Below are 16,312 nucleotides of genomic sequence, written 5' to 3'. Positions count from 1 at the left end.
GCGGGCTCTCGCGTTCCGGAGCCGTTCCCTTCCTCCCCGGCGGGAATGCGGTATGGGGTGCGACCCTGGGCGCGATAGGGTCGGAGGACGATTTCCGAGGTGTCCATCGACGAGCAGAGAGCGGTGCAGCGTGACCGGTGGAGAGGTTGCCGGGATCCTGGTGGCCGTCTTCTGGGCGATCTTGGTCTCCTTCCTCGCCGTGGTGCTGGTGAGGCTGGCCCAGACGCTCAGAGCGACCACCAAGCTGGTGGCGGACGTGACCGAGCAGGCGGTGCCCCTGCTGGCCGACGCCTCCGCCACGGTGCGCTCCGCACAGACCCAGCTCGACCGGGTCGACGCCATCGCGACGGACGTCCAGGAAGTCACATCGAACGCGTCGGCGCTGTCCACGACGGTCGCCTCGACCTTCGGCGGGCCGCTGGTGAAGGTCGCGGCCTTCGGCTACGGCGTGCGCCGGGCCATGAGCCGCAAGAGCGACGACGCCCCCGCCGCGCCGTCGCGTCGACCGGTGATCGTCGGCCGTACCGTGCCGTCGCCCCGGCGTAAGCGGAAAGGCTGACGCACCATGTTCCGCCGCACGTTCTGGTTCACCGCCGGCGCCGCAGCCGGCGTCTGGGCCACCACCAAGGTCAATCGCAAGCTCAGGCAGCTGACCCCCGAAAGCCTCGCGGCGCAGGCCGCGAACAAGGCGATCGACGCGGGCCACAAGCTCAAGGACTTCGCACTCGACGTCCGGGCGGGCATGGTCCAGCGCGAGGCCGAACTGGGCGAAGCACTCGGCATCGATGCACCGGTCGACCCCGAACTGCCCACGCAGCGCCGCTACCCCGCGATCGACCGGCCGGGGCCTTCGCACGACAAGCACTCCTACAACTCGTACAACCGGAATGAGGACCACTGATGGAGTCGGCTGAAATCCGCCGCCGCTGGCTGAGCTTCTTCGAGGAGCGCGGGCACACCGTCGTGCCTTCGGCGTCGCTCATCGCGGACGACCCGACTCTGCTGCTGGTCAACGCGGGCATGGTTCCCTTCAAGCCGTACTTCCTCGGCGAGGCCAAGCCGCCTGCCCCGCGCGCCACCAGCGTGCAGAAGTGCGTGCGTACGCCGGACATCGAAGAGGTCGGCAAGACCACCCGGCACGGCACCTTCTTCCAGATGTGCGGCAACTTCTCCTTCGGCGACTACTTCAAGGAAGGCGCCATCACCTACGCCTGGGAGCTGCTCACCAGCTCCGTGGCCGACGGTGGCTTCGGCCTGGAGCCCGAGAAGCTCTGGATCACCGTCTACCTCGACGACGACGAGGCCGAGCAGATCTGGCGCGACAAGATCGGGGTACCGGCCGAGCGCATCCAGCGCCTTGGCAAGAAGGACAACTTCTGGTCCATGGGCGTCCCCGGCCCCTGCGGTCCGTGCTCGGAGATCAACTACGACCGGGGCCCGGAGTTCGGCGTCGAGGGCGGCCCGGCCGTCAACGACGAGCGGTACGTGGAGATCTGGAACCTGGTCTTCATGCAGTACGAGCGCGGCGCCGGCGAGGGCAAGGAGGACTTCCCGATCCTCGGCGACCTGCCGTCCAAGAACATCGACACCGGCCTCGGCCTCGAGCGCCTCGCGATGATCCTTCAGGGCGTACAGAACATGTACGAGACCGACACCCTGCGCGTGGTCATGGACAAGGCCACCGAGCTGACCGGCGTGCGCTACGGCGACAAGCACGACACCGACGTCTCGATGCGGGTCGTCGCCGACCACATCCGTACGTCCGTGATGCTCATCGGTGACGGAGTCACGCCGGGCAACGAGGGCCGTGGCTACGTCCTGCGCCGCATCATGCGCCGCGCCATCCGCAACATGCGCCTCATGGGCGCCACCGATCCGGTCGTCCAGGACCTGGTCGACGTCGTGATCAAGACGATGGGCCAGCAGTACCCGGAGCTCATCACCGACCGCAAGCGCATCGAGACGGTGGCCGGCGCCGAGGAGGCCGCCTTCCTCAAGACGCTCAGGGCCGGCACCAACATCCTCGACACCGCCATCACCGAGGCCAAGGCCGGCGGCGGCACGGTCCTCGCCGGCGACAAGGCCTTCCTGCTCCACGACACCTGGGGCTTCCCGATCGACCTCACCCTGGAGATGGCCGCCGAGCAGGGCCTTTCCGTGGACGAGGACGGTTTCCGCCGTCTGATGAAGCAGCAGCGGGACCAGGCCAAGGCCGACGCCAAGGCCAAGAAGACCGGCCACGCCGACCTCTCCGCCTATCGCTCGGTCGCCGACACGTCCGGCGCCACGGAGTTCACCGGCTACACCTCCACCGAGGGCGAGTCGACCATCGTCGGCCTGCTCGTCGACGGAGTCCCCTCGCCCGCCGCCACCGAGGGCGACGAGGTCGAGGTCGTCCTCGACCGCACCCCCTTCTACGCCGAGGGCGGCGGCCAGCTCGCCGACCAGGGTCGCATCAAGCTCGACACGGGCGCCGTCATCGAGGTCCGCGACGTCCAGCAGCCGGTCCCCGGCGTCTCCGTGCACAAGGGCTCGGTGCAGGTCGGCGAGGTGACTGTCGGTGCTTCCGCCTACGCCGCCATCGACACCAGGCGCCGCCGCGCCATCGCCCGCGCCCACAGCGCCACGCACCTGACCCACCAGGCGCTGCGCGACGCCCTCGGCCCGACGGCCGCCCAGGCCGGTTCGGAGAACTCCCCGGGCCGCTTCCGTTTCGACTTCGGCTCGCCCGCGGCCGTCCCCGGCACGGTTCTCACCGACGTCGAGCAGAAGATCAACGAAGTGCTCGCCCGTGAACTCGACGTCCAGGCCGAGGTCATGAGCATCGACGAGGCCAAGAAGCAGGGCGCCATCGCCGAGTTCGGCGAGAAGTACGGCGAGCGGGTCCGCGTCGTCACCATCGGCGACTTCTCCAAGGAGCTGTGCGGCGGCACGCATGTGCACAACACCGCCCAGCTGGGCCTGGTGAAGCTGCTCGGCGAGTCCTCGATCGGCTCCGGTGTGCGCCGTATCGAAGCCCTCGTCGGTGTCGACGCCTACAACTTCCTCGCCCGGGAGCACACGGTCGTCGCCCAGCTCCAGGAGCTGGTCAAGGGCCGTCCCGAGGAGCTTCCCGAGAAGATCTCCGGCATGCTCGCCAAGCTCAAGGACGCCGAGAAGGAGATCGAGAAGTTCCGCGCGGAGAAGGTCCTGCAGGCCGCCGCCGGTCTCGCCTCGGGCGCCAAGGACGTACGCGGTGTCGCGGTGGTCACCGGCCAGGTGCCGGACGGCACCGGCGCCGACGACCTGCGCAAGCTGGTCCTCGACGTCCGCGGCCGCATCCAGGGCGACCGCCCGGCCGTCGTGGCTCTGTTCACCGTCGCCAACGGCCGCCCGCTGACGGTCATCGCCACCAACGAGGCCGCCCGCGAGCGCGGACTCAAGGCCGGCGACCTGGTCCGTACGGCTGCCAAGACCCTCGGCGGCGGCGGTGGCGGCAAGCCGGACGTCGCCCAGGGCGGCGGACAGAACCCGGACGCCATCGGCGACGCCGTGGCCGCCGTCGAGCGCCTCGTCACCGAGACCGCCTGATGCGCAGAGGCCGCCGCCTCGCGCTCGATGTCGGGGACGCCCGCATCGGGGTCGCCTCGTGCGACCCCGACGGGATCCTCGCCACTCCGGTGGAGACCGTGCCGGGACGCGATGTCCCGGCCGCCCACCGGCGCCTCAAGCAGCTCGTCGAGGAGTACGAGCCCATCGAGGTCATCGTCGGCCTGCCCCGCTCGCTCAGCGGCGGGGAAGGCCCGGCCGCCGTCAAGATCCGCGGCTTCGCCCAGGAATTCGCCAACGGCATCGCCCCCATTCCGGTCCGACTGGTGGACGAGAGGATGACCACAGTGACGGCCAGTCAGGGACTCCGCGCTTCGGGCGTGAAGTCCAAAAAGGGCCGTTCCGTCATCGACCAGGCTGCCGCTGTGGTGATCCTTCAGAACGCTCTGGAGTCCGAACGGGCGTCCGGGACTGCTCCGGGCGAGGGCGTCGAAGTGGTTGTCTGATCGCGATACGGTAACGTTCCGCGCGATGCGGTGGTGTTCGAACAGCTGCCGCACAGAAAAGAGGCCGGCATGTTCCACGTCTGCCTCGCGGCCCTAGGGGATCGATGACTGAGTATGGCCGGGGCTCTGGCTCCGAACCGTGGCATCCCGAGGACCCCTTGTACGGGGACCAGGGGTGGGGAGGACAGCAGGCCGCAGCCGGCCAGACTCCGTACGGCGGCCAGCCGCAGCAGCAGTACCCACAGCAGCCGCAGCAGTACGGCAACCAGCAGCAGGACCCGTATCAGCAGCAACAGCAACAGCAGTACAACCAGCAGCAACAGCAGCAGTACAACCAGCAACAGCAGCAACAGCAGTACAACCAGCAACAGCAGCAACAGCAGTACAACCAGCAGCAGTACAACGGCGGCTGGGACACCGGCCAGCAGCCCGCCATGCCGTACGGAGCGGGCCCGGCCGACACCTACGGCGGCCAGCAGCCCGGCTACGGAAACCCGCAGGAACCCGACTACTACGCCACTCCCGAGGCCTATCCGCCGCCACAGCCCCCGGGCCGGCGCCAGGCCCAGCCGCAGCCCGCTCCCACCGACTGGGACGCCGAGGCGCAGCAGGAGGAGACCCACCCCTTCTTCACCGGCGACGACGACCGTGACGACGACGGGGAGTACGACGACGACCCGGGTGAGTCGCGCCGGGGCGGCGGCCGTGAGCGCCGAGGCAAGACCAAGAAGAAGAGCCGCAACGGCTGCGCGTGCCTGGTCGTCTCGCTGGTGCTCGCGGGCGGCCTCGGCGGTGCCGGCTACTTCGGCTATCAGTTCTGGCAGGACCGGTTCGGCCCGGCCGAGGACTACGCGGGTGCCGGAACGGGGCAGACGCAGGTCGAGGTCCCCAAGGGCGCGGGCCTGCTGGAGATCGGCAACATCCTCAAGACGGCCGGTGTCGTCAAGAGCGCGGGTGCCTTCGTCGCCGCCGCCGACGGGAAGGGCATCCAAGCCGGCGTGTACCTGCTCCCCAAGGGCATGTCCGGCAAGAACGCCGTGGCCCGCATGCTCGACCCGGCCAGCCGCAACAACCTGATGGTTATTCCGGGCAAGCGCAACTCCTGGGTCTACGAACAGATCGACGCGCGCCTCGGCATCAAGGCGGGGACCACCAAGGCCGTCGCCAAGGCGAAGGCGAAGACTCTTGGCCTGCCCGAGTGGGCAAATGACAACAAGAACATCAAGGACCCGCTGGAAGGATTCCTCTACCCCGCGACCTATCCGGTCGCCAAGGGCATGAAGCCGGAGGCCGTCCTGCAGAAGATGGTCGCCCAGGCGAACCAGGAGTTCGGCAAGAAGGACCTCAAGGCCGAGGCCGCCAGGCTGGGCCTGAAGTCGCCGCTCCAGGTGCTCACCGTCGCGAGCCTCGTCCAGGCCGAGGGCAAGTACAAGCACGACTTCGACAAGGTCTCGCGGGTCGTCTACAACCGCCTGAAGCCGAACAACATCGAGACCGTCGGACGCCTCGAATTCGACTCGACGATCAACTACATCAAGAGCGAGAGCAAGCTCGACACCGGCGCCGTCGACGATCTGCGGCAGATAAAGGATCCGTACAACACGTACGACATAAAGGGGCTGCCGCCAGGCCCGATCGGGAATCCGGGTCTGGACGCTTTCGGCTCGGCGCTGAATCCGACCCCCGGTCCCTGGTACTACTTCGTGTCGATCACCGCGGACAAGACGCTCTTCGCGGTCACCAACGCGGAGCACGAGCGCAATCGCAAGAAATACGAAGAGCAGCAGGAGAAGAACGGCCAGTGAGCACGACGAAGCGGCGTGCGGCGGTTCTCGGATCGCCGATCGCCCACTCGCTCTCCCCGGTGCTGCACCGTGCGGCCTACGCCGAACTCGGCCTCGACGACTGGTCGTACGACCGCTTCGAGGTGGACGAGGCCGGGCTGCCGGGATTTGTGGAGGAACTCGACGACTCCTGGGCCGGGCTTTCGCTGACCATGCCGCTCAAGCGCGCGATCCTGCCGCTGCTCGACGGCATCAGTGACACCGCCGCCTCCGTCGAAGCCGTCAACACGGTGGTCTTCACCGAGGACGGCCGCCGTCTCGGCGACAACACCGACATCCCCGGCATGATCGCCGCGCTGCGTGAGCGGGGGGTCGACAAGGTCGCATCGGCCGCGGTGCTGGGCGCCGGCGCGACGGCGTCGTCCGCGCTCGCCGCGCTCGCCCGGATCTGCACGGGACCGGTCGTCGCCTGCGTACGCAGCCAGGCCCGGGCCGAGGAGATGCGCGGCTGGGGCGAGCGGCTCGGTGTCGATGTGGTCATCGCAGACTGGGCCGAGGCCGCGACGGTGCTGGAGGCGCCCCTGGTCATCGCCACCACCCCGGCGGGCGCGACCGACGCGCTGGCGGCCGAGGTGCCCGAGCGGCCGGGAACGCTGTTCGACGTGCTGTACGAGCCGTGGCCCACGGCCCTGGCCGCCGCCTGGTCGGGGCACGGCGGGGACGTGGTCGGCGGCCTCGACCTCCTGGTCCACCAGGCGGTTCTCCAGGTCGAACAGATGACGGGCCGCACCCCCGCGCCGCTCGCCGCCATGCGGGCCGCCGGGGAGCAGGCCCTGAGCGGCGGCACAGCCGCGTGAGGCGGCTGGCGCGGGCGTCCGGGTGATGGACCGGAGAACGGGTCACGGACGCGGACGTGGGAGGATCGGGGGAGGCGGGCCAGGGCCGCGCACCCGGTCGCGCCGTCGCAGTCCCAGGCGCGAGCAGGAGGAGCACCGTTGAGCAGGTTGCGTTGGCTGACGGCGGGGGAGTCGCACGGACCCGCACTGGTGGCGACGCTGGAGGGTCTTCCCGCCGGTGTGCCGATCACGACGGAGATGGTGGCGGACCATCTCGCGCGTCGGCGCCTCGGTTACGGCCGCGGTGCCCGGATGAAGTTCGAGCGCGACGAGGTCACCTTCCTCGGTGGCGTACGGCACGGCCTGACGATGGGCTCGCCCGTCGCGGTCATGGTGGGCAACACCGAGTGGCCGAAGTGGGACAAGGTCATGGCCGCGGACCCGGTCGACCCCGACGAGCTCGCCCAGCTGGCCCGTAACGCCCCTCTGACCCGGCCGCGTCCCGGTCATGCCGACCTGGCGGGTATGCAGAAGTACGCACTCGACGAGGCCCGGCCGATCCTGGAGCGCGCCAGCGCCCGCGAGACGGCAGCCAGGGTCGCGCTGGGCGCGGTGGCCCGCTCGTACCTGAAGGAGACGGCGGGGATCGAGATCGTCTCCCACGTCATCGAACTGGCCTCGGCCAAGGCCCCGTACGGCGTGTACCCGACCCCTGCCGACGTCGACAAGCTCGACGCCGACCCGGTGCGCTGCCTGGACGCCGACGCGTCGAAGGCGATGGTCGCCGAGATCGACCAGGCCCACAAGGACGGCGACACCCTCGGCGGTGTCGTCGAGGTGCTGGCCTACGGGGTGCCGGTCGGCCTCGGCTCGCACGTGCACTGGGACCGGCGGCTCGACGCACGGCTCGCGGCCGCGCTGATGGGGATCCAGGCCATCAAGGGCGTCGAGGTCGGCGACGGCTTCGAGCTCGCCCGGGTGCCCGGTTCCCAGGCGCACGACGAGATCGTGCCGGGACCGGACGGGATCCGGCGCTCGACCGGCCGCTCCGGCGGCACCGAGGGCGGCATGTCCACGGGCGAGCTGCTGCGCGTACGGGCCGCGATGAAGCCGATCGCGACCGTTCCGCGTGCGCTGGCCACCGTCGATGTCGCCACCGGCGAGGTCGCGGCGGCCCACCACCAGCGCTCCGACGTCTGTGCGGTGCCGGCGGCCGGGATCGTTGCCGAGGCGATGGTCGCGCTCGTCCTCGCCGACGCGGTCGCGGAGAAGTTCGGCGGCGACAGCGTCGGCGAGACCCGCCGCAACGTCCAGTCGTACCTCGACAACCTCCACATCCGGTGAGCGTCCCCCTGATCGTCCTTGTCGGGCCCATGGGCTCGGGCAAGTCCACGGTCGGCGGGCTGCTCGCCGAGCGTCTTGGCGTGCCCTACCGGGACACCGACGCCGATATCGTCGCGGCGCAGGGCCGGGAGATCTCGGACATCTTCGTCGACGCGGGCGAGCCGTACTTCCGTGAGCTCGAACGGCAGGCCGTACGTGCCGCGCTCGCCGAGCACCCGGGCGTACTCGCCCTCGGCGGCGGCGCGATCCTCGACGACTCGACCCGCGAACTGCTCGCCGGGCTGCCCGTCGTCTATCTGTCGCTCGACGTCGAGGAAGCGGTACGGCGGGTCGGCCTCAACCAGGCGCGCCCCCTGCTCGCCGTCAACCCGCGCCGCCAGTGGCGCGAGTTGATGGACGCACGCCGCCATCTGTACACGGAAGTCGCGCGCGTCGTCGTCGCCACCGACGACCGCACCCCCGAAGAGGTCGCCCAGGCGGTCCTCGACGCTTTGGAGCTGAAGGACGTATGACGGACCAGGCAGTGACCCGTATCCAGGTCGGCGGCACGGAAGGCTCCGATCCGTACGAGGTGCTGGTCGGCCGGCAGCTGCTCGACGAGCTGCCCGGGCTCATCGGCCGGGCCCAGCGCGTGGCCGTGCTGCACCCGGAGGCCCTCGCCGAGACGGGTGAGGCGATCCGCGCGGACCTCGCCTCCCAGGGCTTCGAGGCCATCGCGATCCAGCTGCCCAACGCGGAGGAGGCCAAGACCGTCGAGGTCGCGGCGTACTGCTGGAAGGCGCTCGGCCAGACCGGATTCACCCGCTCCGACGTCATCGTCGGCGTCGGCGGCGGCGCAACCACCGATGTCGCCGGGTTCGTCGCGGCGACCTGGCTGCGCGGGGTGCGCTGGATCGCCGTACCCACGACCGTGCTCGCCATGGTCGACGCGGCGGTCGGCGGCAAGACCGGCATCAACACCGCCGAGGGCAAGAACCTCGTCGGGGCCTTCCACCCGCCCGCCGGGGTGCTCTGCGACCTCGCCGCGCTCGACTCGCTGCCCGTCAACGACTACGTCAGCGGCATGGCCGAGATCATCAAGGCCGGTTTCATCGCCGATCCCGCGATCCTCGACCTCGTCGAGTCCGACCCGCAGGGCGCGCGCAGTCCCGCGGGACCGCACACCGCCGAGCTGATCGAGCGCTCCATCCGGGTCAAGGCGGAGGTCGTCTCCAGCGACCTCAAGGAGTCGGGCCTGCGGGAGATCCTCAACTACGGCCACACGCTCGCCCACGCCATCGAGAAGAACGAGCGCTACAAGTGGCGGCACGGCGCGGCCGTCTCGGTCGGTATGGTCTTCGCCGCCGAACTGGGCCGCCTGGCGGGCCGGTTGGACGACGCGACCGCCGACCGGCACCGCTCGGTCCTCGAGTCCGTCGGGCTGCCGCTGACCTACCGCGGCGACCAGTGGCCCAAGCTCCTTCAGACGATGAAGGTCGACAAGAAGTCCCGTGGCAATCTGCTGCGGTTCATCGTCCTCGACGGCCTCGCCAAGCCGACCGTGCTGGAGGGCCCGGACCCAGCGGTGCTGCTCGCCGCGTACGGAGAGGTGTCCGCATGACGCGTCAGGTGCTGGTACTCAACGGCCCCAACCTCGGACGGCTGGGCTCGCGCGAGCCCGACGTCTACGGCGCGACCTCCTACGCGGGTCTGGTGGAGACCTGCCAGGAACTTGGCAAGGAGCTCGGCTTCGACGTCGACGTGCGGGAGACGAACGACGAGGGCGAGATGATCCGCTGGCTGCACGAGGCCGCGGACGGCTCAATTCCGGTCGTTCTCAACCCCGGTGCCTTCACGCACTATTCGTACGGGATGCGCGACGCGGCCGCCCAGCGGACCGCCCCGCTGATCGAGGTCCACATCTCGAATCCGTACACCCGCGAGGCATTTCGGCACACTTCGGTGGTCGCGGCGGTCGCCAGCGGCACGATCGCGGGCTTCGGCATCGGCTCGTACCGGCTCGCTCTGCGGGCGCTGGCCGAGGAATTGACTGGCTGACAGGGCACTTCGGACGGCTCCCGGCCGTTCCCACGGGGGGCGAACGGGAAGGTACCGTTCGGTAGCAAGGCGGCCGGGAGGGCGCCTGACCAGCGTGAGTCGTACGAGACGGAGTGGCACCGGATGCAGCACGCAGTGGGGGGTCCGCTGCCTCCGCCCCAGGAACCGGGGCAGGGACCGGCCGGATGGACACACAGCGCCCAGCACCCGGGGTCGCCGCCGGGCGCTCCCGCGGGACCCCCGCCGCCGCACGGCCGGCCCCCCGCAGGACCACTTCCCGGCGCACCGGCCGGACCCCCGCCGCCGCATCCTGCCGTGCCGCCGCAGGGCCGGCCTCCTGCCGGGCCTCCGCACCCGCAGGACCGGCCGCCTGCCGGACCTCACCCGGGCGCTCCTGCCGGGCCTCCGCCCGGCGCGCCGGGCGGCCCACCGCACTCGCAGGGGCAGCACCCCGCAGGACCGCCACCCGCGGGCCCCGCCGCGCCCCCGCACCCGCACGGCGGGCACCCCGCCCCCGGCTGGAACGGTCCCACCCCGCGGCACGCCTCGGCCTCGCCGTCCCGTGAGACCACGGGTCACATCCAGCTGCCACCCGGCGGACCGGTTCCCATGCCCGCGCCGCCCCCGGCCGACAGCGGCACCGGCACGGCCACGCTCGCCGTGCTGCTCATCGGCCCGGCCGGCGCGGGCAAGACGACCGTGGCCAGGCACTGGGCCGCCGCCCGTCGCGTCCCCACCGCGCACATCAGCCTCGACGACGTACGCGAATGGGTCTGCTCCGGCTTCGCCGACCCCCAGTCCGGCTGGAACGACCACTCCGAGGCGCAGTACCGCCTCGCCCGCCGAACCTGCGGATTCGCCGCCCGGAACTTCCTGGCAAACGGCATCTCCTGCATCCTCGACGACGCCGTCTTCCCCGACCGCCCGGTCGTCGGCCTCGGCGGCTGGAAGCGCCACGTCGGCCCCGGGCTGCTGCCCGTGGTCCTGCTTCCCGGCCTCGAGGTCGTGCTGGAGCGCAACGCCGAGCGCAGCGGAAACCGCCGCCTCTCGGACGAGGAAGTGGCCAGCATCCACGGCCGGATGGCCGGCTGGTACGGATCGGGGCTGCCAATCATCGACAACTCCAAGTACGACGTGGAGACCACGGCCCGGGTGCTCGACGATGTGCTGGCCCGGTCCATCGCCAGCCCGCCGAACTGGTAGCCCGCGGGCCAGGGCGTGTTTGAGAAGTCCCTCCCCCAGAGCTTCGCCTGGGAGGTACCCCCACCCCGCGGCGCCTGGCACGCGCACTCGCGGTGTTGTCGGAGTCGCCCAAGTACGTGCAGTACGAGGGCGATCTCCCCCAGACTTCGTCCGGGGGTGCCCCCACCGCCTTGCGATTGCACGCACCACACGCTGCGGGGCCCGCCCTTGGGGCGGACGGCGCTACTTCTGAAACGCGCCCTCGCCCACCCCGGTCGGACGCGCTGACCAGGCCGGACCGCGCGACCGCTCGTAGGCTCGGAGCATGTCAGAGGTGTATGGGGTCCGCCGCGGCCGGCTGCGGGACCGGTGCGCGGCCACCGGCAGCGCCGGGGTTCTGGTCTCCCGCCCCGCGAACGTCCGCTACCTCGCGGGCGCCGCACCGATCGGCGCCGTACTGCTGCTCGCCCCCGGCGAGGACGTCCTGCTCTGCCCCGGCACGCCCACCAGTGACCCCGCCGACGGCCGCCCCGACGAACAGCTCCGGCTGACCGTCCTGCCCACCTCGGCCGGCGATCCGGCGGTCGCCGCCGCCGAGCAGGCGCGCACCGCGGGCGTCGAGTCGCTCGCCGTCGAGGAGCACCATCTGACCGTGGCCCGCCACCGCGCCCTGGCCTCGGTCGCGCCGCGGCTGCGTCTCGCCGACCTCGGCCTCGCCGTCGAGCAGCAGCGCCTCGTCAAGGACGAGGAGGAGATCGCCTGCCTGCGGATCGCGGCCGAGATCGCCGACCAGGCCCTCGGCGAACTGCTGGAGTCGATCCTGGTCGGCCGTACCGAGCGGCATCTCGCCCTGGAGCTGGAGCGGCGGCTCGTCGACCACGGCGCCGACGGCCCCGCCTTCCCGACCTCGGTCGCCACCGGACCGAATTCGGGGCGAGGGGGTCACCACCCCAGTGACCGCCGCGTCGAGGAGGGTGATTTCCTCTCGGTCTGCGTCGGCGCGAACTATCGCGGCTACCGCTGCGAGATCGGCCGTACATTCGTCATCGGGACCACCCCGGCGGACTGGCAGATCGACCTGTACGACCTCGTATTCGCCGCTCAGCGGGCCGCCCGCGAGTCTCTCGCACCGGGAGCCGGGTTCCGCGATGTGGACCACGCGGCCCGCCAGATCCTGGACGCGGCGGGCCATGGAGAGGGCCTCGCACCCCGCACCGGGCACGGCGTCGGGCTCGAAATCGACGAGGACCCGCAGCTCGCCCCTGCGGCCATGGGTAAACTGGACGCTTGTGTGCCGGTCACCGTCGAACCGGGGGTCCACCTCCCGGGCCGGGGCGGTGTCCGGATCGATGACACGCTCGTCGTGCGCCAGGAGGCGGACGGCGGACCCGAGCTACTCACCATCACGACCAAGGAGCTGCTCGCGCTCTAGCTTTTCGCTGCAGCGCGCTTCCTCGGTCGTCCACCAGCGTCAGTCCAGGAGATTCCGCAACCGTGGCTTCCACGAACGACCTCAAGAACGGCATGGTGCTCAAGCTCGACGGAGGCCAGCTCTGGTCCGTCGTCGAGTTCCAGCACGTCAAGCCCGGCAAGGGCCCCGCCTTTGTGCGCACCAAGCTGAAGAACGTGCTCTCCGGCAAGGTCGTCGACAAGACGTTCAACGCCGGCGTGAAGGTCGAGACGGCCACCGTCGACCGCCGAGACATGCAGTTCTCGTACATGGACGGCGAGCACTTCGTCTTCATGGACATGCAGACGTACGACCAGCTGCACATCGACCGCAAGGCCGTCGGCGACGCCGCCAACTTCCTGATCGAGGGCTTCACCGCCAGCGTCGCGCAGCACGAGGGCGAGGTGCTCTACGTCGAGCTGCCCGCCGCCGTCGAGCTGACCATCCAGCACACCGACCCCGGCGTCCAGGGCGACCGCTCCACCGGCGGCACCAAGCCCGCCACGCTGGAGACCGGTTTCGAGATCGGCGTCCCGCTCTTCATCACCACCGGTGAGAAGATCAAGGTCGACACCCGCTCCGGTGAGTACCTCGGCCGGGTGAACAGCTAACCGTGGCTGCCCGGAACAAGGCCCGCAAGCGCGCCTTCCAGATCCTCTTCGAGGCCGACCAGCGCGGGGCGTCCGTGCAGACGGTCCTCGCGGACTGGATCCGGCACTCGCGGTCCGACGACCGGCAGCCGCCGGTCGGCGAGTACACCATGGAGCTCGTCGAGGGGTACGCGCAGCACGCGGACCGGATCGACGATCTCATCGCCACCTACTCGGTCGGCTGGACCCTGGACCGGATGCCGGTCGTCGACCGCAACATCATCCGGCTCGGCGCGTACGAGCTGGTGTGGGTGGACGAGACGCCGGACGCGGTGGTGATCGACGAGGCGGTGCAGCTCGCCAAGGAGTTCTCCACCGACGAGTCGCCGTCGTTCGTGAACGGCATGCTCGGCCGCTTCAAGGACCTCAAGCCGAGCCTGCGTCGCGACTAGCCGAGGGGCTGTCGGGGCTCGTTTCCCACCGCGCACCGAACGCCGACGGGGCTGGATCTTCCAGCCCCGTCGGCGTTTCGGCTGTCGCCGCCGGGGCTCGTCAACGCAGCGGAGGGCGAACCCGCACATGACGGGTTCGCCCTCCGACGTGACGTTTCTCCTGAAGTGGCGTCAGCCCTCTTCGTGGGTGACCGCGCGCCGCGCGTCCGCGTCGAGCACGCCCCAGCTGATGAGCTGCTCGGTCAGGACCGACGGCGACTGGTCATAGATCACGGCCAGGGTGCGCAGGTCGTCCTGACGGATCGACAGCACCTTGCCGTTGTAGTCGCCGCGCTGGGACTGGATCGTGGCGGCATAGCGCTGCAGCGGGCCTGCCTTCTCCTGCGGCACGTGGGCGAGCCGCTCCAGATCCAGGACGAGCTTCGGCGGCGGCTCGGCGGCACCGCCCGGCGTGGTGCCGGGAAGCAGCTCCTGCACCGGGACGCCGTAGAAGTCCGCAAGCTCGGCAAGTCGCTGTACGGTCACGGCGCGGTCGCCGCGCTCGTACGAGCCGACCACAACGGCCTTCCAGCGGCCCTGGGACTTCTCTTCCACGCCGTGGAGGGAAAGCCCCTGCTGGGTGCGGATGGCGCGGAGCTTGGCCCCGAGCTGTTTTGCGTATTCGCTGGACATATAGCTCCCCGGACGCTGAGACAACGTGCGGCTCCGCCGCGCGGCTGGTAACTCACTGTGAGGTTACGCAGCGTTACTTGGATGCGTCAAGCCGAAAAGGTCCGTCCGGATCTCCCGCAGGGGCGGGACCCGGGGCGCGGCACGGCCCTGGTAGCGTAGGAGCGCAATTTCGACGTCCTTTAAGATCCGTCCCGTGAGGCGGAGAAGGAGGTCCGTTTCATATGGACACGCATGGCAGTTCCGATGCGGCACGCCCCGTTCTCGAGGCCCCCGACATCGCGCGGGTACTGACCCGCATCGCCCACGAGATCGTCGAACGCGCCAAGGGCGCAGACGACGTGGTGCTTCTCGGCATTCCGACCCGCGGTGTGTACCTCGCCCGCCGGCTCGCCGACAAGCTCGAAGAGATCACCGGCCGCACGATCCCGGTCGGCTCGCTCGACATCACCATGTACCGCGACGACCTGCGGCTGCGGCCCGCCCGCACGCTGGCCCGCACCGACATCCCCGGTGACGGCGTCGACGGTCGCCTGGTCGTCCTGGTCGACGACGTGCTCTTCTCCGGCCGTACCATCCGCGCCGCGCTCGACGCGCTCGGCGACATCGGCCGGCCCCGCGCGGTACAGCTCGCGGTCCTCGTCGACCGCGGTCACCGCGAACTCCCGATCCGTGCCGACTACGTCGGCAAGAACCTCCCCACGTCGCTGCGGGAGACGGTCAAGGTCCTGCTCTCCGAGGAGGACGGTCGCGACACCGTGCTGCTCGGTGTGCGTGAGACCGCCCCGGCCGGCGAGCAGTAGCACCCCTCCGTACGCCCACCAGTCCCGTACGGACGTGCCACCTGCGCGCCCACACGCCGCTGAGCCTGTCCGGGACCGCACCCCACCCGCGGCTCGGCCGCAGGCCCGGACCCACGACCTTCAGACAACGGAGCACACCCAGATGAAGCGCCACCTCATCTCGGCCGCCGACCTCACCCGCGACGACGCCGTGCTGATCCTCGACACCGCCGAGGAGATGGCCCGGGTCGCCGACCGGCCGATCAAGAAGCTGCCCACCCTGCGCGGCCGTACCGTCGTCAACCTTTTCTTCGAGGACTCGACGCGCACCCGGATCTCCTTCGAGGCCGCCGCCAAGCGCCTCTCCGCCGATGTCATCAACTTCTCCGCCAAGGGCTCGTCGGTCTCCAAGGGCGAGTCGCTCAAGGACACCGCGCTGACGCTGGAGGCGATGGGCGCGGACGCCGTCGTCATCCGGCACGGCGCCTCCGGAGCCCCCTACCGCCTGGCCACCTCCGGCTGGATCGACGGCGCCGTCGTGAACGCCGGTGACGGTACCCACGAGCACCCCACCCAGGCGCTGCTCGACGCCTTCACCATGCGCCGCCGCCTCGTCGGCGCTGACGCCGGGCTCGGGCGTGGCCTCGACGGCCGCCGGATCACGATCGTCGGCGACATCCTGCACAGCCGAGTCGCCCGTTCCAACGTCCTGCTGCTGAACACTCTCGGCGCCCAGGTCACCCTGGTCGCCCCGCCCACCCTGGTCCCCATCGGTGTCGAGAACTGGCCGTGCGAGGTGTCGTACGACCTCGACGAGGTGCTGCCGAAGTCCGACGCGGTGATGATGCTGCGTGTGCAGCGCGAGCGGATGAACGCCGCCTTCTTCCCCACCGAGCGCGAGTACTCGCGCCGCTACGGCCTGGACGGCGACCGCATGGCGCGGATGCCCGAGCACGCCATCGTGATGCACCCCGGACCGATGAACCGCGGCATGGAGATCACCGCTCAGGTCGCCGACTCCGACCGCTGCACGGCCGTCGAGCAGGTCGCCAACGGCGTCTCGACCCGGATGGCCGTCCTGTATCTGCTTCTGGGCGGCAACGAGCCCGCCGTCAGCCCCACCCACGCGCGCACCGAGGAGAACAAGTAACC

The 16,312-nt window shown here is 70.5% G+C and carries 17 protein-coding genes; 16 read left to right on the top strand and 1 reads right to left on the bottom strand.

Going from position 1 to position 16,312, the window contains the following annotated elements:
- Positions 1-130: 130 nt before the first annotated feature.
- From OG741_RS07655 to nusB, 14 genes are all read left to right on the top strand, one after another.
- Complete coding sequence (locus OG741_RS07655; protein ID WP_405596081.1) at positions 131-559, top strand: DUF948 domain-containing protein; 429 nt, start codon at positions 131-133, stop codon at positions 557-559.
- Between the two features lie 6 nt (positions 560-565).
- Positions 566-901 carry a DUF6167 family protein gene (locus tag OG741_RS07650; protein WP_405596080.1) on the top strand — a complete coding sequence of 112 codons (336 nt, stop codon included), beginning with the start codon at positions 566-568 and terminating at the stop codon, positions 899-901.
- Positions 901-3,570 (top strand): alanine--tRNA ligase, encoded by a 2,670-nt coding sequence (gene alaS / locus OG741_RS07645; RefSeq protein WP_405596079.1) that lies wholly within the window; start codon positions 901-903, stop codon positions 3,568-3,570. The genes OG741_RS07650 and alaS overlap by 1 nt, the downstream gene beginning before the upstream one ends.
- Positions 3,570-4,034 carry a Holliday junction resolvase RuvX gene (gene ruvX, locus OG741_RS07640; protein ID WP_266489347.1) on the top strand — a complete coding sequence of 155 codons (465 nt, stop codon included), beginning with the start codon at positions 3,570-3,572 and terminating at the stop codon, positions 4,032-4,034. The genes alaS and ruvX overlap by 1 nt, the downstream gene beginning before the upstream one ends.
- Before the next feature lie 104 nt (positions 4,035-4,138).
- A complete protein-coding gene (gene mltG, locus OG741_RS07635) occupies positions 4,139-5,839 on the top strand; it encodes an endolytic transglycosylase MltG (RefSeq protein WP_405596078.1) in 1,701 nt (566 codons plus the stop codon).
- Positions 5,836-6,675, top strand: coding sequence for a shikimate dehydrogenase (locus tag OG741_RS07630; protein ID WP_405596076.1), 840 nt, complete (start codon positions 5,836-5,838; stop codon positions 6,673-6,675). The genes mltG and OG741_RS07630 overlap by 4 nt, the downstream gene beginning before the upstream one ends.
- A gap of 138 nt (positions 6,676-6,813) precedes the next feature.
- Entirely contained in the window at positions 6,814-7,998 is a 1,185-nt protein-coding gene (aroC, locus tag OG741_RS07625) for a chorismate synthase (protein ID WP_266489352.1), read from the top strand.
- Complete coding sequence (locus OG741_RS07620) at positions 7,995-8,510, top strand: shikimate kinase (RefSeq protein WP_405596074.1); 516 nt, start codon at positions 7,995-7,997, stop codon at positions 8,508-8,510. Before aroC ends, OG741_RS07620 begins: the two co-directional genes overlap by 4 nt.
- On the top strand, positions 8,507-9,598 hold the full coding sequence (gene aroB, locus OG741_RS07615; RefSeq protein ID WP_405596072.1) for a 3-dehydroquinate synthase: 1,092 nt from the start codon (positions 8,507-8,509) through the stop codon (positions 9,596-9,598). Before OG741_RS07620 ends, aroB begins: the two co-directional genes overlap by 4 nt.
- Positions 9,595-10,035 carry a type II 3-dehydroquinate dehydratase gene (aroQ, locus tag OG741_RS07610; protein WP_266489356.1) on the top strand — a complete coding sequence of 147 codons (441 nt, stop codon included), beginning with the start codon at positions 9,595-9,597 and terminating at the stop codon, positions 10,033-10,035. The genes aroB and aroQ overlap by 4 nt, the downstream gene beginning before the upstream one ends.
- 123 nt (positions 10,036-10,158) lie before the next feature.
- The gene (locus tag OG741_RS07605) at positions 10,159-11,238 is read left to right on the top strand and encodes an AAA family ATPase (protein WP_405596069.1); all 1,080 of its coding nucleotides are present in this window, start codon (positions 10,159-10,161) and stop codon (positions 11,236-11,238) included.
- A 304-nt stretch (positions 11,239-11,542) separates the two neighbouring features.
- Positions 11,543-12,649, top strand: coding sequence for an aminopeptidase P family protein (locus OG741_RS07600; protein WP_405596068.1), 1,107 nt, complete (start codon positions 11,543-11,545; stop codon positions 12,647-12,649).
- Between the two features lie 62 nt (positions 12,650-12,711).
- The gene (gene efp / locus OG741_RS07595; RefSeq protein WP_328680110.1) at positions 12,712-13,278 is read left to right on the top strand and encodes an elongation factor P; all 567 of its coding nucleotides are present in this window, start codon (positions 12,712-12,714) and stop codon (positions 13,276-13,278) included.
- 2 nt (positions 13,279-13,280) lie between these two features.
- Positions 13,281-13,709 carry a transcription antitermination factor NusB gene (gene nusB / locus OG741_RS07590; RefSeq protein ID WP_266489363.1) on the top strand — a complete coding sequence of 143 codons (429 nt, stop codon included), beginning with the start codon at positions 13,281-13,283 and terminating at the stop codon, positions 13,707-13,709.
- Positions 13,710-13,880: 171 nt separating this feature from the next.
- Here the strand turns inward: nusB and bldD are convergent, their stop codons facing one another.
- Positions 13,881-14,381, bottom strand: a complete 501-nt coding sequence (bldD, locus tag OG741_RS07585; RefSeq protein WP_266489365.1) for a transcriptional regulator BldD — start codon at positions 14,379-14,381, stop codon at positions 13,881-13,883.
- Positions 14,382-14,602: 221 nt separating this feature from the next.
- On the opposite strand from bldD, the gene pyrR reads away from it, so the two are divergent.
- Both pyrR and OG741_RS07575 read left to right on the top strand, forming a co-directional pair.
- On the top strand, positions 14,603-15,181 hold the full coding sequence (gene pyrR, locus OG741_RS07580; RefSeq protein WP_405596065.1) for a bifunctional pyr operon transcriptional regulator/uracil phosphoribosyltransferase PyrR: 579 nt from the start codon (positions 14,603-14,605) through the stop codon (positions 15,179-15,181).
- A 142-nt stretch (positions 15,182-15,323) separates the two neighbouring features.
- Positions 15,324-16,310, top strand: a complete 987-nt coding sequence (locus OG741_RS07575; RefSeq protein ID WP_405596064.1) for an aspartate carbamoyltransferase catalytic subunit — start codon at positions 15,324-15,326, stop codon at positions 16,308-16,310.
- The last annotated feature ends 2 nt before the right edge of the window (positions 16,311-16,312 follow it).

This window comes from Streptomyces sp. NBC_01410, assembly GCF_045040195.1.
In the GTDB taxonomy this organism is placed as follows: domain Bacteria; phylum Actinomycetota; class Actinomycetes; order Streptomycetales; family Streptomycetaceae; genus Streptomyces.
The sequence above is the reverse complement of the archived record's forward strand: the minus strand, read 5'-3'. Positions and strand labels throughout refer to the sequence as shown.

Coding starts and splice junctions, on each gene's coding strand:
- OG741_RS07650 (WP_405596080.1), top strand. CDS start 566: ATGTTCCGCCGCACGTTCTGGTTCACCGCCGGCGCCGCAGCCGGCGTC.
- alaS (WP_405596079.1), top strand. CDS start 901: ATGGAGTCGGCTGAAATCCGCCGCCGCTGGCTGAGCTTCTTCGAGGAG.
- ruvX (WP_266489347.1), top strand. CDS start 3,570: ATGCGCAGAGGCCGCCGCCTCGCGCTCGATGTCGGGGACGCCCGCATC.
- mltG (WP_405596078.1), top strand. CDS start 4,139: ATGACTGAGTATGGCCGGGGCTCTGGCTCCGAACCGTGGCATCCCGAG.
- aroB (WP_405596072.1), top strand. CDS start 8,507: ATGACGGACCAGGCAGTGACCCGTATCCAGGTCGGCGGCACGGAAGGC.
- aroQ (WP_266489356.1), top strand. CDS start 9,595: ATGACGCGTCAGGTGCTGGTACTCAACGGCCCCAACCTCGGACGGCTG.
- OG741_RS07605 (WP_405596069.1), top strand. CDS start 10,159: ATGCAGCACGCAGTGGGGGGTCCGCTGCCTCCGCCCCAGGAACCGGGG.
- OG741_RS07600 (WP_405596068.1), top strand. CDS start 11,543: ATGTCAGAGGTGTATGGGGTCCGCCGCGGCCGGCTGCGGGACCGGTGC.
- bldD (WP_266489365.1), bottom strand. CDS start 14,381: ATGTCCAGCGAATACGCAAAACAGCTCGGGGCCAAGCTCCGCGCCATC.
- pyrR (WP_405596065.1), top strand. CDS start 14,603: ATGGACACGCATGGCAGTTCCGATGCGGCACGCCCCGTTCTCGAGGCC.
- OG741_RS07575 (WP_405596064.1), top strand. CDS start 15,324: ATGAAGCGCCACCTCATCTCGGCCGCCGACCTCACCCGCGACGACGCC.